Raw genomic sequence first — 16531 nt, forward strand, 5'->3', positions numbered from 1 at the left:
CGGGATGGGCGGCTCGGCCATCGGGGCGTCCCTGGTTGCCGCCCTGACAGCCGGGGAATGCCCGATCCCTGTCACCGTGGTGCGGGATTACGCCCTGCCGGCCTTCGCCCGCGGCCCGCGGGTTCTGGTGATCGCCTCCAGCTATTCCGGGGAGACCGAGGAGACCCTGGAGGCCTTCGAGACCGCCCGGCGGCGAGGATGCGCCCTGGCGGCGGTGGCGACGGGAGGCCGGCTGGCAGAATGGGCCCGGGCGTGGGAGGTCCCGCTCTTCCGGTTCGAGCCGGTCGGGCAGCCTCGGGCGGCCTTAGGCTATTCTTTTTCCATCCTCCTCGGCCTGTTCCACCGGCTGGGCCTGATCCCGGATCAACAACCCGCCATCGATGAGGCAGTTGCCCTGATGCAGGAGGATGTCCAGAGGATGGCTCCCGAGGTCCCGGTCGTCCAGAACCCGGCCAAGCGGATGGCCGGGCAGCTGATCGGCCGCCTCCCTGTGATCTTCGGGGCCGGGCCCCTGGCGGAGGTCGCCCGCCGCTGGAAAACCCAGATCAACGAGAACGCGAAGGCGGCGGCGGTCTTTGAGGCTCTGCCGGAGGCGGATCATAACACCATCGTGGGGACTGAGTTCCCCGCCGAGCTGCTATCCCACGTGATGGCCCTGTTCCTGACCGCGCCTGCGGATCACCCGCGCAACGCCCTGCGGGCTCGCATCACCCGGGAGATTTTCATGAAGAAGGGGGTGAACACGGATCTCTTCGTGGGGCGAGGCTCCAGCCTCCTCGCCCAGGCCTTCTCCCTGATCCTGCTGGGGGATTTCATCAGCGTGTATCTGGCCCTGGCCTACGAGATCGATCCATCGCCGGTGCAGGTGATCGCCGAGCTGAAGGCCCGCCTGGCAGGAGGCTGAGCGCATGCCGCAAGGATGGCAGGAGGTTGTCCCCGGCATACGGATCCATATGGGCCGGCTGCGCCGGGCGGCGCGCGCCCTGGGGCTCCAGGTGATCTTCCTGTTCGGCTCCCGGGCCCAAGGCCGGCCTCACAGGGCCAGCGACGTGGATCTGGCGGTGCGCGCAGCTTCCCCGCGCTGGCGGGACTGGCGGTGGCAGCTCCGGTGCATCCGGGAGCTGGCAGAGGCTGTGGAGGGCGCGGAGGTGGACGTCGCCTTCCTGAACCAGGCTTCCCCGGAGCTGCTCTGGGAGGCGTGTCAGGGCATCCTCCTCTATGAGGACCAGCCCCTGCGGGGGGCTTCCCTTCATTCCTATACGTTGCGCCTCTATGAAGACCACGAGAAGCTGCGCCGCGCAGCCCTCCGCGCGCTGAGGCGAAGCCATGGCCGCGCGAAAGCCTCACGGCGTTCTGCTCGCTAAACTTCAGAACCTCGAGGCCTATCTCCAGGAGCTGGAATCCCTGGTGAGGATTCCGCTTGCTGAGTTCATGGAGCGCCCCTACTACCGACGGGCCGCGGAGCGCTTGATCCAGATCACCGTAGAGGACGCCATCGATTGTGGAGCGATCGTGTCGGATCTGCCGGGAAAGCCCATCCCCGTAGCTTCCCGTGAGGTGTTTGTTCGTCTGCATCAGGCCGGCGTTTTGGGGCGCTCGCCGGCCCATCGCTTCCAGGAATATGTGGGATTGCGCCATCGGATCGTCCACGACTATGACCGGATAGAGGCGCGGCTGGCTCATCGGGTCGGGCAGCGATTGGTGCGAGATGGCCGTTCCGATCTGGTGGCCTTATCGCGTTGGGTCCAGGGGCGGATCCGCTAATCCCTGTCATCGGCGTGAGGCCATCCATAGAGTGGATCGCCAAGACGCTTTCTCAGGAGGATCCCATGCCGCAGTATGATGTGGTGATCATCGGAGGCGGGCCGGGGGGGTATGTGGCGGCCATCCGGGCGGCCCAGCTGGGCCTGAAGACGGCCCTGGTCGAGCGGGAGCATCTGGGCGGCATCTGCCTGAACTGGGGCTGCATCCCCACCAAGGCCCTGCTGCGCAACGCCGAGGTCATCGAGCTCCTGCGCCGGGGGGACGAGTTCGGGTTCTCTTTTGAGAACCTGAAGGTCGACTATGAGGCGGCCTACCGCCGCAGCCGTCAGGTGGCGGACCGCCTGGTGCGGGGCGTCCAGTTCCTGATGCGCAAGAACCGCATCGATGTTTACGAAGGGGAGGGCCGTCTGCGCTCCGCCAACCAAGTGGAGGTCCGCCCCACCCAGGGGGCGGCGGTGGGCGGCCAGCGCTTCGAAGGCGTCCTGGAAGCGAAATACATCGTTCTGGCCACCGGGGCGCGGCCGCGGCTGCTGCCCGGCCTCTCCGTGGATCCGCCCCGAGTGATCACCTATCGCCAGGCCCTGGAGTTGAAGCAGGTCCCCCGTTCCATCGTCATCATCGGCGCGGGCCCGATCGGCCTGGAGTTCGCTTATCTCTTCCGGGTCTACGGGGCGGAGGTCACCCTGATCGAGATGCTGCCGCACCTCGCGCCCCTGGAGGACGAGGAGATCAGCGTCGAGCTGGAGAAGCAGTTCACCCGCATGGGGATCCGCTTCATGACGAACACGCGGGTGGAGGCGGTGCGAGCGGCGGGCGAGGGGGTGGCCGTAGAGGCCGGCGGCCAGACCCTCCAGGCGGAGACCGTGCTGGTGGCCATCGGCGTCCAGCCGAACACGGAGGAACTGGGCCTGGAGGCGGTGGGGGTCCAGGTGGAGCGCGGGGCGGTGGTAGTGAACGATTTCCTGCAGACCTCGGTGCCGAACATCTACGCCATCGGTGACCTCACCGGGAAGCTGGCCCTGGCCCATGTGGCCTCGGCCCAGGGGATCGTGGCCGTCGAGCACATCGCCGCCCGGGAGGGGAAGGGGCCCATGCCGCCGGCCCTGGATTACCTGGCCATGCCCCGCTGCACCTACTGCCGCCCACAGATCGCCTCCATGGGGTTGACGGAGAAGCAAGCCAAAGAACAGGGATACACCGTGAAGGTGGGGAAGTTCCCCTTCCAGGCCAACGGCAAGGCCCTGGCCTTCGGGGAGCACGCGGGGTTCGTCAAGCTGGTCGTGGACGCCAAATACGGGGAGATCCTGGGGGTCCACATGATCGGCCCGGAGGTCACCGAGCTGCTGCCGGAGCTGGTCCTGGCCCGCACCGCGGAGCTCACTCCCGAGGAGATCATCCGTGCCGTCCACGCCCATCCCACCCTCAGCGAGGTCCTGGCCGAGGCGGCCCACGCGGCCCTGGGGGCGGCCCTCCACATTTAGGGGGAGATCCCCTCAAGGGAAAGCGGGGGTGGGCGGCTCGCATCGCCCACCCCCTTTCGATTCAGAGGACGTCCACCACCACCTGCGCGCCCACCATCTCCGCGTAGGCCAGCAGGGCGCGCACCTCCTCATGCGTTTCGGGAAAGGCCATCCCGTCCGGCCCATGGATTCGCCCGCTGCGGCGGGCGATCCGGTCCGGAAGGCCCTGGCCGGCCGCGTGATGAAGCCGGATCTCCAAATCTGCCCAGATGAGCGGATGAGGGGGAGGCGGGAAGGCGAGAGCCCTTCTTCCAGCGTGCAATCCCGGAGCGGGGTTCCCGGCCCGAGCTGCTCTTCCAGGAACTCCAGGGCGGCCGGAGATAGGGGGACGGTCACCGAGCGTTCGCCCCACCCGTTCCAGCGGCGCATTGAAGGCTCCAGCGAAGAAGATCAGGCCCATCTCTCCGTTTCCCCCGCGCCGCTATGCGGCGCGGCTCTTCCCGTCCAGAGGCCAGTCACAGGAAAGCAGCAAAAAATCTCCGCAGCCGCTCGAGATCTTCCAGGCCGGATTGAAGGATTTCGTAAACGATCCGGCGATCCACCTCCATGTATTCATGGACCAGGATGTTGCGAAACCCAATCATGCGTATCCATTTCTCTTTCAGCTCAGGATCCAATCCAGCCCGTTCAGTCAGAATCGCTGGAATGTCGCTATACCATCGAACTTCCCCCAGGCTGAGATCAGCGATGATATGGTTGCCCATGTCCAGGAGGGCCTCGATGGCGAGCTGCAGAAAGCGCTCCGCGCTGCCATAGCGCTCGGGGTCCTGAATAAATTCCTCAAAGCGGTAGCGTCGCAGACGGCGCAGGATCTCCAGGTATTCATCCAGCTTGCGAAGTCGACGTTGAAGAACTTCCGGTCGAACCATGGAGGATCCTCCGTTTGTAAGCCTCCCGCTGCACCCGCAGGTAGGGGACGAAATCCAGATACTGGCGCACAACGCGGGAGAAGAAGGCCCCGGGATCGAAAGCATCGGTCCGGTAGATGATCCGATTGTGGCGGACCGCTTCGAACTTCAGGAGGATATCCTCGGTGTCCAGGAACACCACATCGACCCGGCAGAAGCCGTGGCGGGCGAGGTCGGCCAGCAGCGATAGAAGATCCGGCCGCGGGGACCCCTGGCGCACCAGGACGGCCAGATCCAGGTCGCTCTCCGCATGCAGGCGGCCCTCGGCAGCGGAGCCGAAGAGATAAACCGCTTCGATCTGGGGATATTTCCCGAAGATCTCCGCCAGGCGATCCAGATTTGGAAAGGGGGCGCTCTCCGGACGATCCGGCATGGGTTTTCCCTCCCCGGGATCCGACATGGCCATTATAGCGAATCGCTCCCTCGCCCCAAACGGGCAGGTCTGACCCTGGCCGTTCGAGGGAGGCGCAGGCCCGGAGCTCGCGGGATGCGGAAAGCGGCAGGACCTGCCGGCGGATATCCCAGAGGAGGAGGAAACGATGGGCCGGGAAGAACACGATCTGCTCGTGGCGCTCTTCGAGGCGATGGCGGTGCCGTTGCCTTCCGGGTGGACGGCCTCGGCCTTCGATGGGGTGGTGATCGCGGGGATGGGCAGCTCGGCCATCGGGGCGTCCCTGGTTGCCGCCCTGACGGCCGGGGAATGCCCGATCCCCATCACCGTATTTAGGGGGGATCCCCTTCGCGGGAAAGCGGGGGGTGGGCGCGGCGAACCGCCCACCCCCCTTTCGATTCAGGGGACGTCCACCACCACCCGCACATCGATGTCCACCGGCCCCGCTCCGTTGTTCCGGAGCGTGATGTAGCTGCAGCCGGCGAACACGTTTCCCTGCGGCCCTTTCCACATCCGTTCGACGCCTTGGGTGTTCACGGTCCATACGATCCCCTCGCCGTTCCCGGCGGTGACCTTCCAGGAGAGAGCGAGGCCGAAGCCGGCGCACGCTGGCCGCTCGGTGTAGCCGATCATCGCCGCGATCTCGTAGCCGTCATGGGTCCACTCCTCGCCGGCGTTTAGGTGGAGATGGAAGCATCCCTCGGCCGCCCGGCTCGTGAAGGGGGCGCTGGGCCCCGGGATCGGCGGGGCCGCGCATGAGGTGCCGAGGGCGGCCATCGGGGTCGGCGTCGGGATCAGGGACGGGGTGGGCGATGGAGCCGTCGTCGGCGTGGCCGGGGCCGGCGCCCGCGGGCCCGCCTCCTCTTCGATCCGGGGAGGCGTGGGGATAGGCTGCTGGCATGCCACGGCCAGCGCGGCGCTGAGCAACAGCAACCCGATCCTCCACTTTCCCATCGGCTCCTCCTTTCGCTTGAGGGTCTCAGGCCGGCCGGGGCCGCTCACTCCCACCGGAAGAACCGCGCGGCGAGCAGCCCGCCGGCCACACCGGTCACGATCAGGAAGGCGAGGTCCCCAAGGTGGCTCCCCAACGACCCTCCGGCCCACAGTCCGCGCATCAGGGTGACCACGTGGGTCAGAGGAAGCCATGCCGAGATCCGGCGGATGGACTCGGGCAGGATTTCCAGTGGCATCCAGGCGCCGCCCAGGGCCATCATGGGGAAGGCCAGGATCATCCCCACAGCCTGGGCGACCCGAGCGGTGGGCGCGAGGCTCCCCACAGCCAGCCCCAGCCCCAGGAAAGCGAGGGTGCCCAGGGTGAAGCCGACGAGGACCCCCAGGGGATCCCCCTCGAAGCGCATGCCGAATAACAGCCGCCCCACGAGGACCAGGGCGATCCCTCCGAGGAGGGTCACCACCAAGTAATCGCCAGCTGGGTGGTAAGGTAAACCGCGGGAGGCAACGGCGTCGCCTGGAATCGGCGCAGGACCTTCGCCTCCCGCCTGGCGGCCATGCCGATGGGGACGGAGATCAGCCCGACGCTGTAGATTTTACGCAGCTCCTGAACCTCGATCACCGCGCCCATCGTCATTCACCTCCCGCTGAAGAGAATGGGGACCAGCAGGTCCACCCAGATGTTGTTGAGAAAGTGCATCAGCATAGGCGGATAAATGGAGCGATAACGCAGATACAGCAGGGCGGGGAAGAAGGACCAGAAGAAGATATAGAGGACGAGGCCGGGCCCGATGGCGCCGTGATAAAGGGCGAAGAGAACGTTATGTAGGAGCAGCGCCCCGAGACGGCCGATGCGTCCTTCCAGGGCCGGGAGCACATATCCCCGGAACATGGTCTCCTCCGCCGGGGGGACCAGGATCAGGCCGGCCAGGGCCGCTGTTGCGAATTCCGGGATGGAGGCGGGCTGGATGAAGCCCCGTTGTGCGGGATCCCAGTAAAGGGGGATGCCGAGGGCTTGCCGCAGGACGTCGAAGGGCAGCCAGATCATCGCGGCCGCCCATGCCCCCAGAACGGCCAACCCGATGGCGTCCGGGGAGAGCCTCCCCCGCCATCCCAGATCCGCAAGGCCGATGCCTTCCCGACGGAGGATCCACACAAGGGCCCACGCGGTGGCAGCGGCCCACAACGCGTAGAGCAGCACGCGCAACAGGGCCGGATCGTGGATCCCAAGGGCCAGGGTCGCTCTCTCCGGAGGGAGACCCGCGGCGCGGAGGCCGGCGAGGGTCAAGGAGGTGGCGATGACGCTGAGGAAAGGGAAGAGAAGATAGCGACGCGGAAGATCGGTGCGCATCTTTGCACCTCCCGGTCTCAGGGTCGTTCAGCTCGCCGCAGCGCGGCGGAGCTCGCGAAGCCCCAGGGCGGCCATCGCCAGACCCATCAGGCCTTCCAGGGCGAAGGCGAGATCCGGCCGCCCGGCGAAGAGGGCGAGAAGGGGAACGCCGAAGGCACAGAGGATGCCCAGCGGGAAAAAGAGGGGGACCAGGACGCCGGAGAGGAAAAGGCCGATCCCGATGGCGTAGCCCCAGAGGGCGGTGGCCGCTCCAGCCGGGAGAGAGGCCGGGCTCAGGCCGGCGATCAGCACGGCCATCCCGCCCATGAGGATCCCCCACGCCCAGCCGATCTTGGGGGCGATGGCGACCCGCAGGGGAGGCATCCCCTCCAGCCGTCCCTGACGAGCGGCGACGGAGTAGACCGCCCCAATCCCCCCGGCCGCCGTCAGCAGGACGGTGCCCAGCGTCCAGTAAGGAGAGCGGGTGAGGGTCCAGATCACGGCGGCCAAGATCCCCGCGATGGCCCACACCAGGCCGGCCGGGAGGATCCCGGCGAGGGGCGCGGTAGCCCCCCAAAAAGCCACGTAGAGGGTAGGGGCCCAAAAGGAGCGGCCGAACAGCAGATCCGCGAAGATGTTGAAGGCGGAGTAAAGGCCGAAGGCGATCATGTAGTGGGCGAAGTGTCGGACTTCGGACCGTCCCTTCATCGCGATCAGCCGCAGGATGTCCACCGTGTCCAGCAGCTCCTGAATCGCCTGATCATCCGTTCGCATCCGGACCTCCTTTCCACTCCACAGGGTAGAGCAGTCAGCGCCGGGCGCGTGGGCCGGGCTTTTTCAGGGACCGCAGCAGGGCGGACAGGCGCTCCAGGTATTCCCACAGCCGGCGGCGGCCCTCCGGGGTGAGGGTGTAGGTGGTGCGGGGTCGTCGCCCCACGAAGGCCTTGTGCACCTCGATGAGCCCGTGCTCCTCCAGCACCCGGAGGTGCTGGGCCAGGTTGCCGTCCGTGACGCCCAGCTCCCGCTTCAGGGTCCCGAAGTCCAGCTCCCCCGCCTGAAGGAGCAGTGTCATGATCCCCAGGCGCACCCGCTCGTGGATGATGGGGTCCAGATCCAGGATCTCCATAGGCCGTTATCGCATTCCGGGGCTGTCCGAATATGCCGGCCGGGGAGGGGCTCCCTCCGCCCGCTTTCCGATCGCCTTCAGGCTCAGCAGGGCCACGACGCCGATCTCCTTTGCAGACCAGTTTACTTTGTTAATGAAAAGCACTTTGTGTAGCAAAGTGTAACGGACTTCCCCGATCCTGTCAAGAGGGACGTTTCGGGCCCGCGGCCGGGGATGATTCGCGGACGTGACCCTCCTGACGGGCCTTCTTCCTTCCCGCGCTTTGGCGCATGGGGCGGAGTGTGTTACGATAGCCATGGCATTTGCTTCCATACCCGAGGAACATGGAGGCGGTGCAGCGATGACGCGGTCCGATCCCTTCGGCGCGAAGGCGACGCTGGAAACCGCGGCCGGAACGGTCGTGTATTACCAGCTCAGCCGTCTGGCGGAGCAGGGCGTAAGCGATCCCTCCCGTCTGCCCTTCTCCATCCGGGTCCTTCTCGAGAACCTCCTTCGGCACTGCGACGGCAGCCTGGTGACCGAAGAGGATGTCCTGGCCCTCGCCCGCTGGGCCCCTCGGGATCTTCCGGATCGGGAGATCCCGTTCATGCCCGCCCGGGTGATCCTCCAGGATTTCACCGGCGTCCCTGCGGTGGTGGATCTGGCGGCGATGCGCTCCGCGGTGAAGCGCCTGGGCGGGGATCCCCGACGGATCAACCCCCTGGTCCCGGCGGATCTGGTGATCGATCACTCCGTCCAGGTGGATTTCTTCGGGACGGAGCTCGCTTTTTACCTGAACGTGGAGAAGGAGTTCGAGCGCAACCGGGAGCGCTACGCCCTGCTGCGCTGGGCCCAGAAAGCCTTCCGGAACTTCCGGGTGGTGCCCCCCGGCACCGGCATCGTCCACCAGGTGAACCTGGAATACCTGGCGAAGGTGGTTCAGACCCGAGGGGTGAACGGGGAGGTGGTGGCCTTCCCGGACACCTTGGTGGGCACGGATTCCCACACGACGATGATCAACGCCCTGGGCGTGCTGGGTTGGGGCGTGGGCGGCATCGAGGCCGAGGCGGTGATGCTGGGCCAGCCTTACTATATGCGCATCCCGGAGGTGATCGGCGTCCGCCTCACGGGCCACCTCCCCGAGGGCGCCACGGCCACCGACCTCGTCCTCACCATCACCCAGCTCCTCCGCAAGAAGGGGGTGGTGGATAAGTTCGTGGAGTTCTTCGGGCCCGGGCTCCGCGCCCTCAGCCTGCCGGATCGGGCGACCATCGCCAACATGGCGCCCGAATATGGTGCCACATGCGGGTTCTTCCCCGTGGATGAGGAGACGCTGGCGTATCTGCGGGGGACCGGGCGGGAGCCGGATTTGGTGGACCTGGTGGAGCGCTACACGAAGGCCCAGGGCCTCTTTTACGATGGCCAGGGGCCGGATCCCCTCTATACGGATGTGGTGGAGCTGGATCTGGGGGCCATCGAGCCCACCCTGGCCGGGCCGCGGCGCCCCCATGACCGGGTGCCCCTGCGGGAGGTGAAGCGCCAGTTCTGGGAGAGCATCGCCTCCATGTTGCCGCCCCTGAACCCGGCTCAGGCGCAGGCCGTCGGCCGGCTGGAAGGGGAGGGCGGGGTGGTCGCGCCCGCTCCCGCGGCGACGGCGGCCCCCTCTGCCCCCGCCATCTGGGTGAGCCTGGACGGCCAGACGGTGACCCTGGGGCACGGCGCTGTGGTCATCGCGGCCATCACCTCCTGCACCAACACCTCGAACCCCTCCGTGATGATCGGGGCTGGGTTGCTGGCCCGCAACGCGGTCAAGCGCGGGCTGATGGTGAAGCCCTACGTGAAGACCAGCCTGGCCCCCGGCTCGCCGGTGGTGGTGGATTACCTACGTCGGGCGGGTCTGTTGCCCTACCTGGAGGCCCTGCGCTTCCATCTGGTCGGGTTCGGCTGCACCACATGCATCGGCAACAGCGGCCCGCTGCCCGAGCCCATCGCCAAAGCCATCCGGGAGCACAATCTGGTGGCCGTCGCCGTCCTGAGCGGCAACCGCAATTTCGAGGCCCGCATCCATCCGCTGGTCCGCGCCAACTACCTGGCCTCCCCCATGTTGGTGGTGGCCTACGCCCTGGCCGGCCGCATCGACATCGACTTCGAGCGTGAGCCCATCGGGTTCGACCCCAACGGCCAGCCGGTCTTCCTGCGGGACATCTGGCCCTCCCCGGAGGAGATCCAGGGCGTGATCCGCGAGAGCCTGGACCCGGAGATGTTCCGGGCCCGCTATGCCCGCGTCTTCGAAGGGGATGAGCGGTGGCGGAGCCTCCCGGTCCCGGAGGGGGATCTCTATGAATGGGATCCGGATTCCACCTACATCCAGGAGCCGCCCTTCTTCCGGGAGTTCTCCCTGGAGCCTCCGCCGCTGCAGGACATCCGGGGAGCGCGGGTCTTGGCCGTGCTGGGCGACACCGTCACCACCGATCACATCTCGCCCGCCGGCAGCATCCCGGTCAACAGCCCTGCGGGGCAGTATCTGATCGCCCGGGGGGTTCCGCCGGCCGACTTCAACACCTACGGCGCCCGGCGCGGCAACCACGAGGTGATGATCCGCGGCACCTTCGCCAACATCCGCCTGAAGAACATGCTGGTGCCGGGGACCGAAGGGGGCTACACGGTCTATCATCCCACCGGAGAGCGGATGACCATCTATGAGGCGGCGATGCGCTATCAGGAGGTGGGGATCCCGCTGATCATCCTCGCCGGCAAGGAATACGGCAGCGGCTCCTCCCGGGACTGGGCGGCCAAGGGCACGGCGCTGCTGGGGGTCAAGGCCGTGCTGGCCGAGTCCTTCGAGCGGATCCACCGCAGCAACCTGGTGGGGATGGGCGTGCTCCCGCTGCAGTTCCGCCCCGGCGAGAACCGGGAGTCCCTGGGCCTCACCGGCTTCGAGATCTACGATATCGAGGGGATCGCTCAGGGCCTGCGGCCGCGCCAGGAGGTCATCGTGCGGGCCCGGCGGGCGGACGGGACGGAGATCGCCTTCCCGGCCATCGCCCGTCTGGACACGCCGGTGGAGGTGGAATATTACCGCCACGGTGGGATCCTCCCCGCGGTGCTGCGGCGGATCCTCCAGGAGGCGTCCTGAAGGGAAAGCCGAAGGGGCCAGGCTCCCACATCCTCGGATCTCAGGAGGTTGCCATGGATGAGAAGCTGGCGCAGCTCATCGAAGGTCTGAATCGGGATCTCAACGCCGAGCTCAACACGATCATCCGTTACATCCGCCATGCCAGCGTCCTCAAGGGCCTGGCCGGCCACGAGGTGCGGGAGCTCCTCCAGAAGGAGGTGATGGACGAGGTCAAGCACGCGATGTATCTGGCCGACAAGATCGTGGCCCTGGGCGGAATCCCTCGGGTCCAGCCCCAGGCGCCCACGGAGGTCTCCGACTGGCGGGGCGTGCTGGAGGATTCCCTCAAATTCGAGCTGGAGGCGATCGCCGGCTATCGGGAGCGGGCGGCCCAGGCCGAGGCGGTGGGGGATATCGGCCTGAAGGCCACCCTGGAGATGTTCGCCGAGGACGAAACCCGGCACAAGGAGGAGATCGAGCGGCTCCTGGGCGGGCCAGCCTTTTAGCGGTCGGTGAAAACCAGGCGGGCCCACAGGGACCGGGCTGCGAGCGCGGTCCGAAGGGTTGGTCCATTCCACGATCCCCATCGGGAGCAGCGGCAGGGGCGACCCACCGGGTCGCCCCTCCATCGCCTCAAATCGCGCATGATGATGTGGATCGAGAAAGCTGAAGGCGATTGGAGAACCAGTGCCCGGGAACTCCGGGCCCGCAGGCACCCGAATTACGATGCAGCCTGCTTCCATGCCCAACAAGCTGCGGAGAAATACTTGCAAGAAAACAGAATATTCTTTCCAAAAGCCAGGAACAGGCTGTTGGGGTCCTGGAGCGCCTGAGCGGATCGATTGAGGCGCAAATGGGGTTGGCTCGTTGGGTGGTCGGTCATCGGTCGGTCATCCGCCTGTTGGAGCGCCAGCGGGCGGAAGGGCGGATCGCCCACGCGTATCTGTTCACGGGTCCGCCCCATGTAGGCCGGCGGACCCTGGCCTGGGCGTGGGGGATGGCCCTGTTGTGCGCCGAGTCCGATCCTCCCTGCGGGTCCTGTCGCGCGTGCCGCCGGATGGAGGCCGGACATCATCCTGATGCCCTGTATGTGGCCCCGGAGGGCAACAGCCTGAAGATCGATCAGATCCGCGAGGTCCAGCGGCAGCTCGCCCTCACCCCGGTGGAGGGGCCTTATCGGGTGGTGCTCTTCGATGAGGCGGAGAAGATGACCACGGAGGCCGCGAACGCCCTGCTCAAGACCCTGGAGGAGCCGCCCTCTTACGCGGTGCTCATGCTCATCGCGCCCTCCCCTGAGTCCTTGTTGCCTACCGTAGTCTCCCGCTGTCAGGTCCTCTCTCTCGATCCTGTTCCGATCGCTGAGATCCGTCAGGCCCTGCAGGCTCGCTGGGGTGTCCCCGCCGAGCGGGCGGATCGCCTGGCGCGGCGCTCCGGAGGGCGCCTCGGATGGGCGGTCCAGGCGGCCCATGACCCGGAGGTAGCGGCCCGCTATGAGGAGCGGATCCGCCGGATCCATGAGCTGCTGACCCGGGGACGATGGGAGCGGTTCCGGTTCGCCGAGGCGCTGGCCGGAGAAGAGGAAGAGACCCGCCAGGCCTTTCTGGAGGCCGCCATGGCATGGTGGCGAGATGTCTTATACTGCGCGGCGGGAGCCGCGTTGCCCCTGATTCACGAGGAGGACCGCCAGCGCATCCAGCGGGTGGCGGAGCGGGTGGGCCTGGCGGGCGCCCGGACCGCGCTGGAGGCCACGCGGCGGACGTGGAACGCCCTGCAGCGCAACGCCAACGCCCGCCTCGCCCTGGAGGCGATGCTCCTGGACTGGCCCTTCCTTCCTGAGGAGGATTTTGAATCGGATCCCATGCCGGCTCCTGCGCTCTCGTCGGATGTGCCGGGAGGTCCGCCATGAGCCGTCGCAGAGCGCTCCCCGGCCTCCTCCTGTTGCTCCTGTTCGTTGGGTCCAGCCCCATGCGCCCGGATGGGATCCCTCCTGCGGACGTGGAGAACGCGCTCTGGTATGTATGGAGCCGCTACATCCCTGCCATCCCATTCCATGCCTCCCCTGCTTTCCCTTCGATCGGGGGAGAGGTCCAGGCCGGACCGTATCAGGTTTATCTCCCTCTGGTGATGCGCGCGCCTTCGGCCGCGCCGGAGTTTCGGGCCCTTTGGGTGACGCGGTTTGACTGGACGCGGGCGGATGGGACGTGGGCGCGGCCGGAGATGCTGGTGGCCATTGCGGATCAGGCGGCGGCGGCCCGTTTCAACGTTCTTCTTTTCCAGGTTCGTGGGGTGGGGGATGCGTATTACGCGCCGGGGTATGAGCCGTGGGCGGCTCGTTTGACGGGGACGGTGACGCGCACGCTGGGGGTTTCACCAGGGTTTGATCCGCTTCGGGTGCTTCTGGAGGCGGCCCATGCCCGGGGGCTTCAGGTTCACGCGTATGTCAATGTGTATCCGACCTGGCTCTGCGGGGTGGGGGCGCCTCCGGACGGCCTGAACCCGCCTCATCCTTTCTGGACTTTCTCCCGGACCAACGGGCGCTCGTGGAGCGCGTGGCGAGTGTATGATGCTTCGGGCATGCCAATGAATATGATGACCTGTGGCAGTTACCTCTGGGCCACGCCGGCGTGGTCGGGGGTGCGGGATCACTTGCGGCGGGTGGTGGGGGATCTGATGCGCCGATATGATCTGGACGGGGTGCATCTGGACCTGATCCGCTATCCGGGCCCGGATTATTCCTATGATCCGTTCACGCCCTCCTTCAGCAGCCCGGCGGAGCGGGCGGAGTGGCAGCGGGAGCAGGTGAACGCCATGGTCCGGGAGATCTCGGTGGTGGTGAAGGGGATACGTCCGCAGGCCTGGGTCACTGCGGCGGTGTGGGGGGTTTATCAGAACCGCTGGGGGTGGCCGGGGTTCCGCCAGGGCTATTCGGACTACTATCAGGATTCCAAGCGCTGGCTGCGGGAGGGGTGGGTGGACGCCATTATGCCGATGATTTACCCGGCGGGGCCCTCCGCGAACTGCCCGGACACCACGGTCTGGACCCTGGATCGTTTCCGCATCCTGGTGGCGGATTTCCTGGCGGACGCCGGCGGGCGCTATGTGTTTCCAGGCATCCACGGGGGCTATGCCTGCTTCCAGGACGTCCTGGACCGCATTCAGGCGGCCCGAGCGCTGGGAGCGCGGGGGATGGCGATCTTCGCCTACGGGCCTCTGAGCCAGCGGGGCTACTGGGATGAGCTGGCCACCCAGGCCTTCCCGCAGCCCGCTCCCGTCCCGCCGTTGCCCTAAGGGGGCCGAAAACGAATTTCGGCTTACCACAGGGCTTGCTCGAAGGCCGCCCCGCATCCGCGATTCCCGTTCCCGGTTGTGGACAGCCTCTCATCCGCCCTTCATGAACTCTTCGATGGCCGTGCGACTGATGCGATAAGTGGTCCCGATCTTGCGGGCCTTCAGCTGGCCGGACTCGATGAGCTGCACGATGTCTTCCGGGGAGACCTTCAGGTAGGCGGCGGCTTCTTCCACGGTCATGATCTCCGGGGCGGGGGTAGGGCCGGTCGGAGCGGCCGGGCGGGTCATCCCCTGGAAGAGCTGGGTGAAGAACTGGGCGAGCCCGAAGCCGGCCCCTGCGCCCACGCCGGCCGCGGCCAGCCCGCCCAGCTCCTGCTGGGCCGCCTCCCGCAGGGCGTCCGCCGCCTGCAGCTGGGCATAGGTCTGCACATCGAGCAGCCCCATGGCCCGCAGCTCCTCAACGGTCTTCGAGGAGGGACGCAGGGACTGCACGTAGAAGGCTTTGAGGTCCAGCCCCAAGGCCCCGAAGTCCTCCTGCGCTTTGGCTCGCACCGCCGCGCCGAGCTCTTCGAAGAACCCGGCCAGGTCCACCACCGGGCGGTTGAAGTTCCCCACCACATCGGCCAATTTGCTCACCAGGATGCTGCGCAGGTAGCCCACGATGCGTTCGGTCTCATACAGGCGTTGCACGCCCACGATCTTGTTGACGAAGAGCTGGGGATCCCGCACCTGAAGGGCGAAGGTCCCGTGGCCCTGAAGCAGCACCACCCCCAGGCCCATGCCAGGGTTGCGCACCACGATGGGGTCCGGGGTCCCCCATTTGAGGTCCACAAACTCCCGGGTGGAGACGAAGTAGACTTCGGCGGTGAAGGGGGAGCGGCCGCTGAAGAGCGGGCCCAGCAGGTTGATCAGCAGCGGGATGTTGGCTGTGGTCAGGGTGTGACGGCCCGGCCCGAACACATCCAGGGCCCTCCCGTCCCGGAAGAACACCGCGACCTGGCTCTCCCGCACGATCAGCTGGGAGCCCAATCGAAAATCCCCGGCCCCCTCCTCCGGGAAACGGCGGACGATCTCCCGTCCGGTGTCATCCGCCCACTCGATCACATCGAAGATGCGGGGCATCTTCCCCTCCTCACTGAGGTTTGAAACCGATCCGAAAGGAATTCCAGCTCGTGGATTTCCGCTCGAGGGCTCCGGCCTCATTTTACCGGAGGAAACGGTTTGGGGGAATCCATCAAAGAGGCAATCCTCCCGCAGGAGCCGAGACTATTGTGAGACCGAGGAGACCGAGGTTCAGACTGCAGGAGCGGCTTTCGCTACGACCCTTCGGGATCGAAGAAGGCGGGGATTGCGGGTGGAAGGTTCCTCCTGACCGAAATGCTCGCCGTTGCCATTGAGGCTCGGGTTCGGGGCGAAAGCCCCTCCTAAAAAAGATCGGGGCTCTTCCCCTTCGATGATGGGGATTGGATGTGGGGCAATGGCGGGCAGTGGCCCTGCTTGAACCCATGGCGCAACGAGAGGGGGAAGGTGGCCTCTGTCCCTCTCCGATCATTCCGGGACATGAGCCTCCATCGTTGGGTTTTCGGCTCCATGGCGCTCCGGCATCCGCGTCCTCCGGAGTAGGCAATGAGGGGCGAAAGGGATTACAATCCAGGTGATTTACTTCATTCGGTCCCCGGCCGGCCTCGCGTCAGGGGGGCGGCCGGAAATGAACCTGTTCCGGAGGTGTGCGATGGTCGAGCCGGCCCGGCGGGATGAGGAGCTCACCGTGCAGGTTCCGGTGGTGAGGCTGACGGAGGCGGCAGCCCGACGTCTGCGCGCGCTCATTCGCGAGAAGAACATCCCCGCCCGGTATCTGCGGGTGTTCGTCGCCGGCGGGGGATGCTGCGGGCTTCAGTATGGCATGGGGTTCGAAGACCAGCCCGCGGAGACGGATCACCAGCTGGAGAGCCAGGGGATCTCCCTCCTGGTGGACCCGATCAGCGCCTCGTATCTGTGGGGCTCGACCATCGACTACGTCGAGGATCCGGCCGGGGGATTCTTTCAGATCCACAATCCCAACGTCCTTCCCTCCTGCGGGTGCGATCATTCCTCCGGTTCCAGCTGTGGATGTGGCTCCCATTGAGAAACGAGGGGGCGGACGGTCCTTCCGTCCGCCC

20 protein-coding genes are annotated in these 16531 nt (G+C 66.7%); 11 read left to right on the forward strand and 9 right to left on the reverse strand.

Going from position 1 to position 16531, the window contains the following annotated elements; all coding sequences use genetic code 11:
* From CFB18_RS06645 to lpdA, 4 genes are all read left to right on the forward strand, one after another.
* Positions 1–904, forward strand: a 904-nt coding sequence (locus CFB18_RS06645; protein WP_159461644.1) for a bifunctional phosphoglucose/phosphomannose isomerase, incomplete at its 5' end; no start/stop codon positions are given.
* Positions 905–908: 4 nt separating this feature from the next.
* Complete coding sequence (gene mntA, locus CFB18_RS06650; protein WP_088571016.1) at positions 909–1364, forward strand: type VII toxin-antitoxin system MntA family adenylyltransferase antitoxin; 456 nt, start codon at positions 909–911, stop codon at positions 1362–1364.
* Positions 1327–1764 (forward strand): type VII toxin-antitoxin system HepT family RNase toxin, encoded by a 438-nt coding sequence (hepT, locus tag CFB18_RS06655; protein WP_088571017.1) that lies wholly within the window; start codon positions 1327–1329, stop codon positions 1762–1764. Before mntA (CFB18_RS06650) ends, hepT (CFB18_RS06655) begins: the two co-directional genes overlap by 38 nt.
* A 65-nt stretch (positions 1765–1829) precedes the next feature.
* Positions 1830–3245 carry a dihydrolipoyl dehydrogenase gene (gene lpdA / locus CFB18_RS06660; protein ID WP_088571018.1) on the forward strand — a complete coding sequence of 472 codons (1416 nt, stop codon included), beginning with the start codon at positions 1830–1832 and terminating at the stop codon, positions 3243–3245.
* 494 nt (positions 3246–3739) lie between these two features.
* On the opposite strand, the gene hepT (CFB18_RS06670) is transcribed toward lpdA, so the two are convergent.
* Positions 3740–4153, reverse strand: a complete 414-nt coding sequence (gene hepT, locus CFB18_RS06670) for a type VII toxin-antitoxin system HepT family RNase toxin (RefSeq protein WP_088571020.1) — start codon at positions 4151–4153, stop codon at positions 3740–3742.
* Positions 4107–4565, reverse strand: coding sequence for a type VII toxin-antitoxin system MntA family adenylyltransferase antitoxin (mntA, locus tag CFB18_RS06675; protein WP_088571021.1), 459 nt, complete (start codon positions 4563–4565; stop codon positions 4107–4109). The genes hepT (CFB18_RS06670) and mntA (CFB18_RS06675) overlap by 47 nt, the downstream gene beginning before the upstream one ends.
* A 166-nt stretch (positions 4566–4731) precedes the next feature.
* On the opposite strand from mntA (CFB18_RS06675), the gene CFB18_RS15010 reads away from it, so the two are divergent.
* Positions 4732–5055, forward strand: a complete 324-nt coding sequence (locus CFB18_RS15010) for a hypothetical protein (RefSeq protein WP_143597542.1) — start codon at positions 4732–4734, stop codon at positions 5053–5055.
* On the opposite strand, the gene CFB18_RS06680 is transcribed toward CFB18_RS15010, so the two are convergent.
* The 6 genes from CFB18_RS06680 to CFB18_RS06705 are packed head-to-tail and all read right to left on the reverse strand — an operon-like array spanning position 4983 to position 7990.
* Positions 4983–5537: a hypothetical protein gene (locus CFB18_RS06680; RefSeq protein ID WP_088571022.1), complete on the reverse strand. Its 555-nt coding sequence runs from the start codon at positions 5535–5537 to the stop codon at positions 4983–4985. The two genes, CFB18_RS15010 and CFB18_RS06680, sit on opposite strands and share 73 nt — an antisense overlap.
* Before the next feature lie 44 nt (positions 5538–5581).
* Positions 5582–5998 carry an ABC transporter permease gene (locus CFB18_RS06685; RefSeq protein WP_159461614.1) on the reverse strand — a complete coding sequence of 139 codons (417 nt, stop codon included), beginning with the start codon at positions 5996–5998 and terminating at the stop codon, positions 5582–5584.
* On the reverse strand, positions 5992–6165 hold the full coding sequence (locus CFB18_RS15280) for a hypothetical protein (protein ID WP_159461615.1): 174 nt from the start codon (positions 6163–6165) through the stop codon (positions 5992–5994). The genes CFB18_RS06685 and CFB18_RS15280 overlap by 7 nt, the downstream gene beginning before the upstream one ends.
* A gap of 6 nt (positions 6166–6171) precedes the next feature.
* Entirely contained in the window at positions 6172–6885 is a 714-nt protein-coding gene (locus tag CFB18_RS06695; RefSeq protein ID WP_088571025.1) for a CPBP family intramembrane glutamic endopeptidase, read from the reverse strand.
* Positions 6886–6912: 27 nt separating this feature from the next.
* A complete protein-coding gene (locus tag CFB18_RS06700) occupies positions 6913–7638 on the reverse strand; it encodes a hypothetical protein (RefSeq protein ID WP_088571026.1) in 726 nt (241 codons plus the stop codon).
* 34 nt (positions 7639–7672) lie between these two features.
* On the reverse strand, positions 7673–7990 hold the full coding sequence (locus CFB18_RS06705; RefSeq protein ID WP_088571027.1) for a winged helix-turn-helix domain-containing protein: 318 nt from the start codon (positions 7988–7990) through the stop codon (positions 7673–7675).
* 340 nt (positions 7991–8330) lie between these two features.
* Here CFB18_RS06705 and acnA point away from each other — a divergent pair, with 340 nt between their 5' ends.
* From acnA to CFB18_RS06730, 5 genes are all read left to right on the forward strand, one after another.
* The gene (gene acnA, locus CFB18_RS06710) at positions 8331–11105 is read left to right on the forward strand and encodes an aconitate hydratase AcnA (protein ID WP_088571028.1); all 2775 of its coding nucleotides are present in this window, start codon (positions 8331–8333) and stop codon (positions 11103–11105) included.
* 53 nt (positions 11106–11158) lie between these two features.
* On the forward strand, positions 11159–11590 hold the full coding sequence (locus CFB18_RS06715) for a ferritin-like domain-containing protein (protein ID WP_088571029.1): 432 nt from the start codon (positions 11159–11161) through the stop codon (positions 11588–11590).
* 144 nt (positions 11591–11734) lie between these two features.
* The gene (locus CFB18_RS16510) at positions 11735–11917 is read left to right on the forward strand and encodes a HEPN domain-containing protein (RefSeq protein ID WP_088571030.1); all 183 of its coding nucleotides are present in this window, start codon (positions 11735–11737) and stop codon (positions 11915–11917) included.
* Between the two features lie 20 nt (positions 11918–11937).
* A complete protein-coding gene (gene holB / locus CFB18_RS06725; protein WP_088571031.1) occupies positions 11938–12990 on the forward strand; it encodes a DNA polymerase III subunit delta' in 1053 nt (350 codons plus the stop codon).
* Positions 12987–14372 (forward strand): glycoside hydrolase family 10-like protein, encoded by a 1386-nt coding sequence (locus tag CFB18_RS06730; RefSeq protein WP_088571032.1) that lies wholly within the window; start codon positions 12987–12989, stop codon positions 14370–14372. Before holB ends, CFB18_RS06730 begins: the two co-directional genes overlap by 4 nt.
* Positions 14373–14462: 90 nt before the next feature.
* On the opposite strand, the gene CFB18_RS06735 is transcribed toward CFB18_RS06730, so the two are convergent.
* Complete coding sequence (locus CFB18_RS06735; protein ID WP_159461616.1) at positions 14463–15494, reverse strand: SPFH domain-containing protein; 1032 nt, start codon at positions 15492–15494, stop codon at positions 14463–14465.
* A 610-nt stretch (positions 15495–16104) separates the two neighbouring features.
* Here CFB18_RS06735 and CFB18_RS06740 point away from each other — a divergent pair.
* A complete protein-coding gene (locus tag CFB18_RS06740; protein ID WP_088571034.1) occupies positions 16105–16497 on the forward strand; it encodes a HesB/IscA family protein in 393 nt (130 codons plus the stop codon).
* The last annotated feature ends 34 nt before the right edge of the window (positions 16498–16531 follow it).

The organism is Thermoflexus hugenholtzii JAD2, assembly GCF_900187885.1.
In the GTDB taxonomy this organism is placed as follows: Bacteria; Chloroflexota; Anaerolineae; order Thermoflexales; family Thermoflexaceae; genus Thermoflexus; species Thermoflexus hugenholtzii.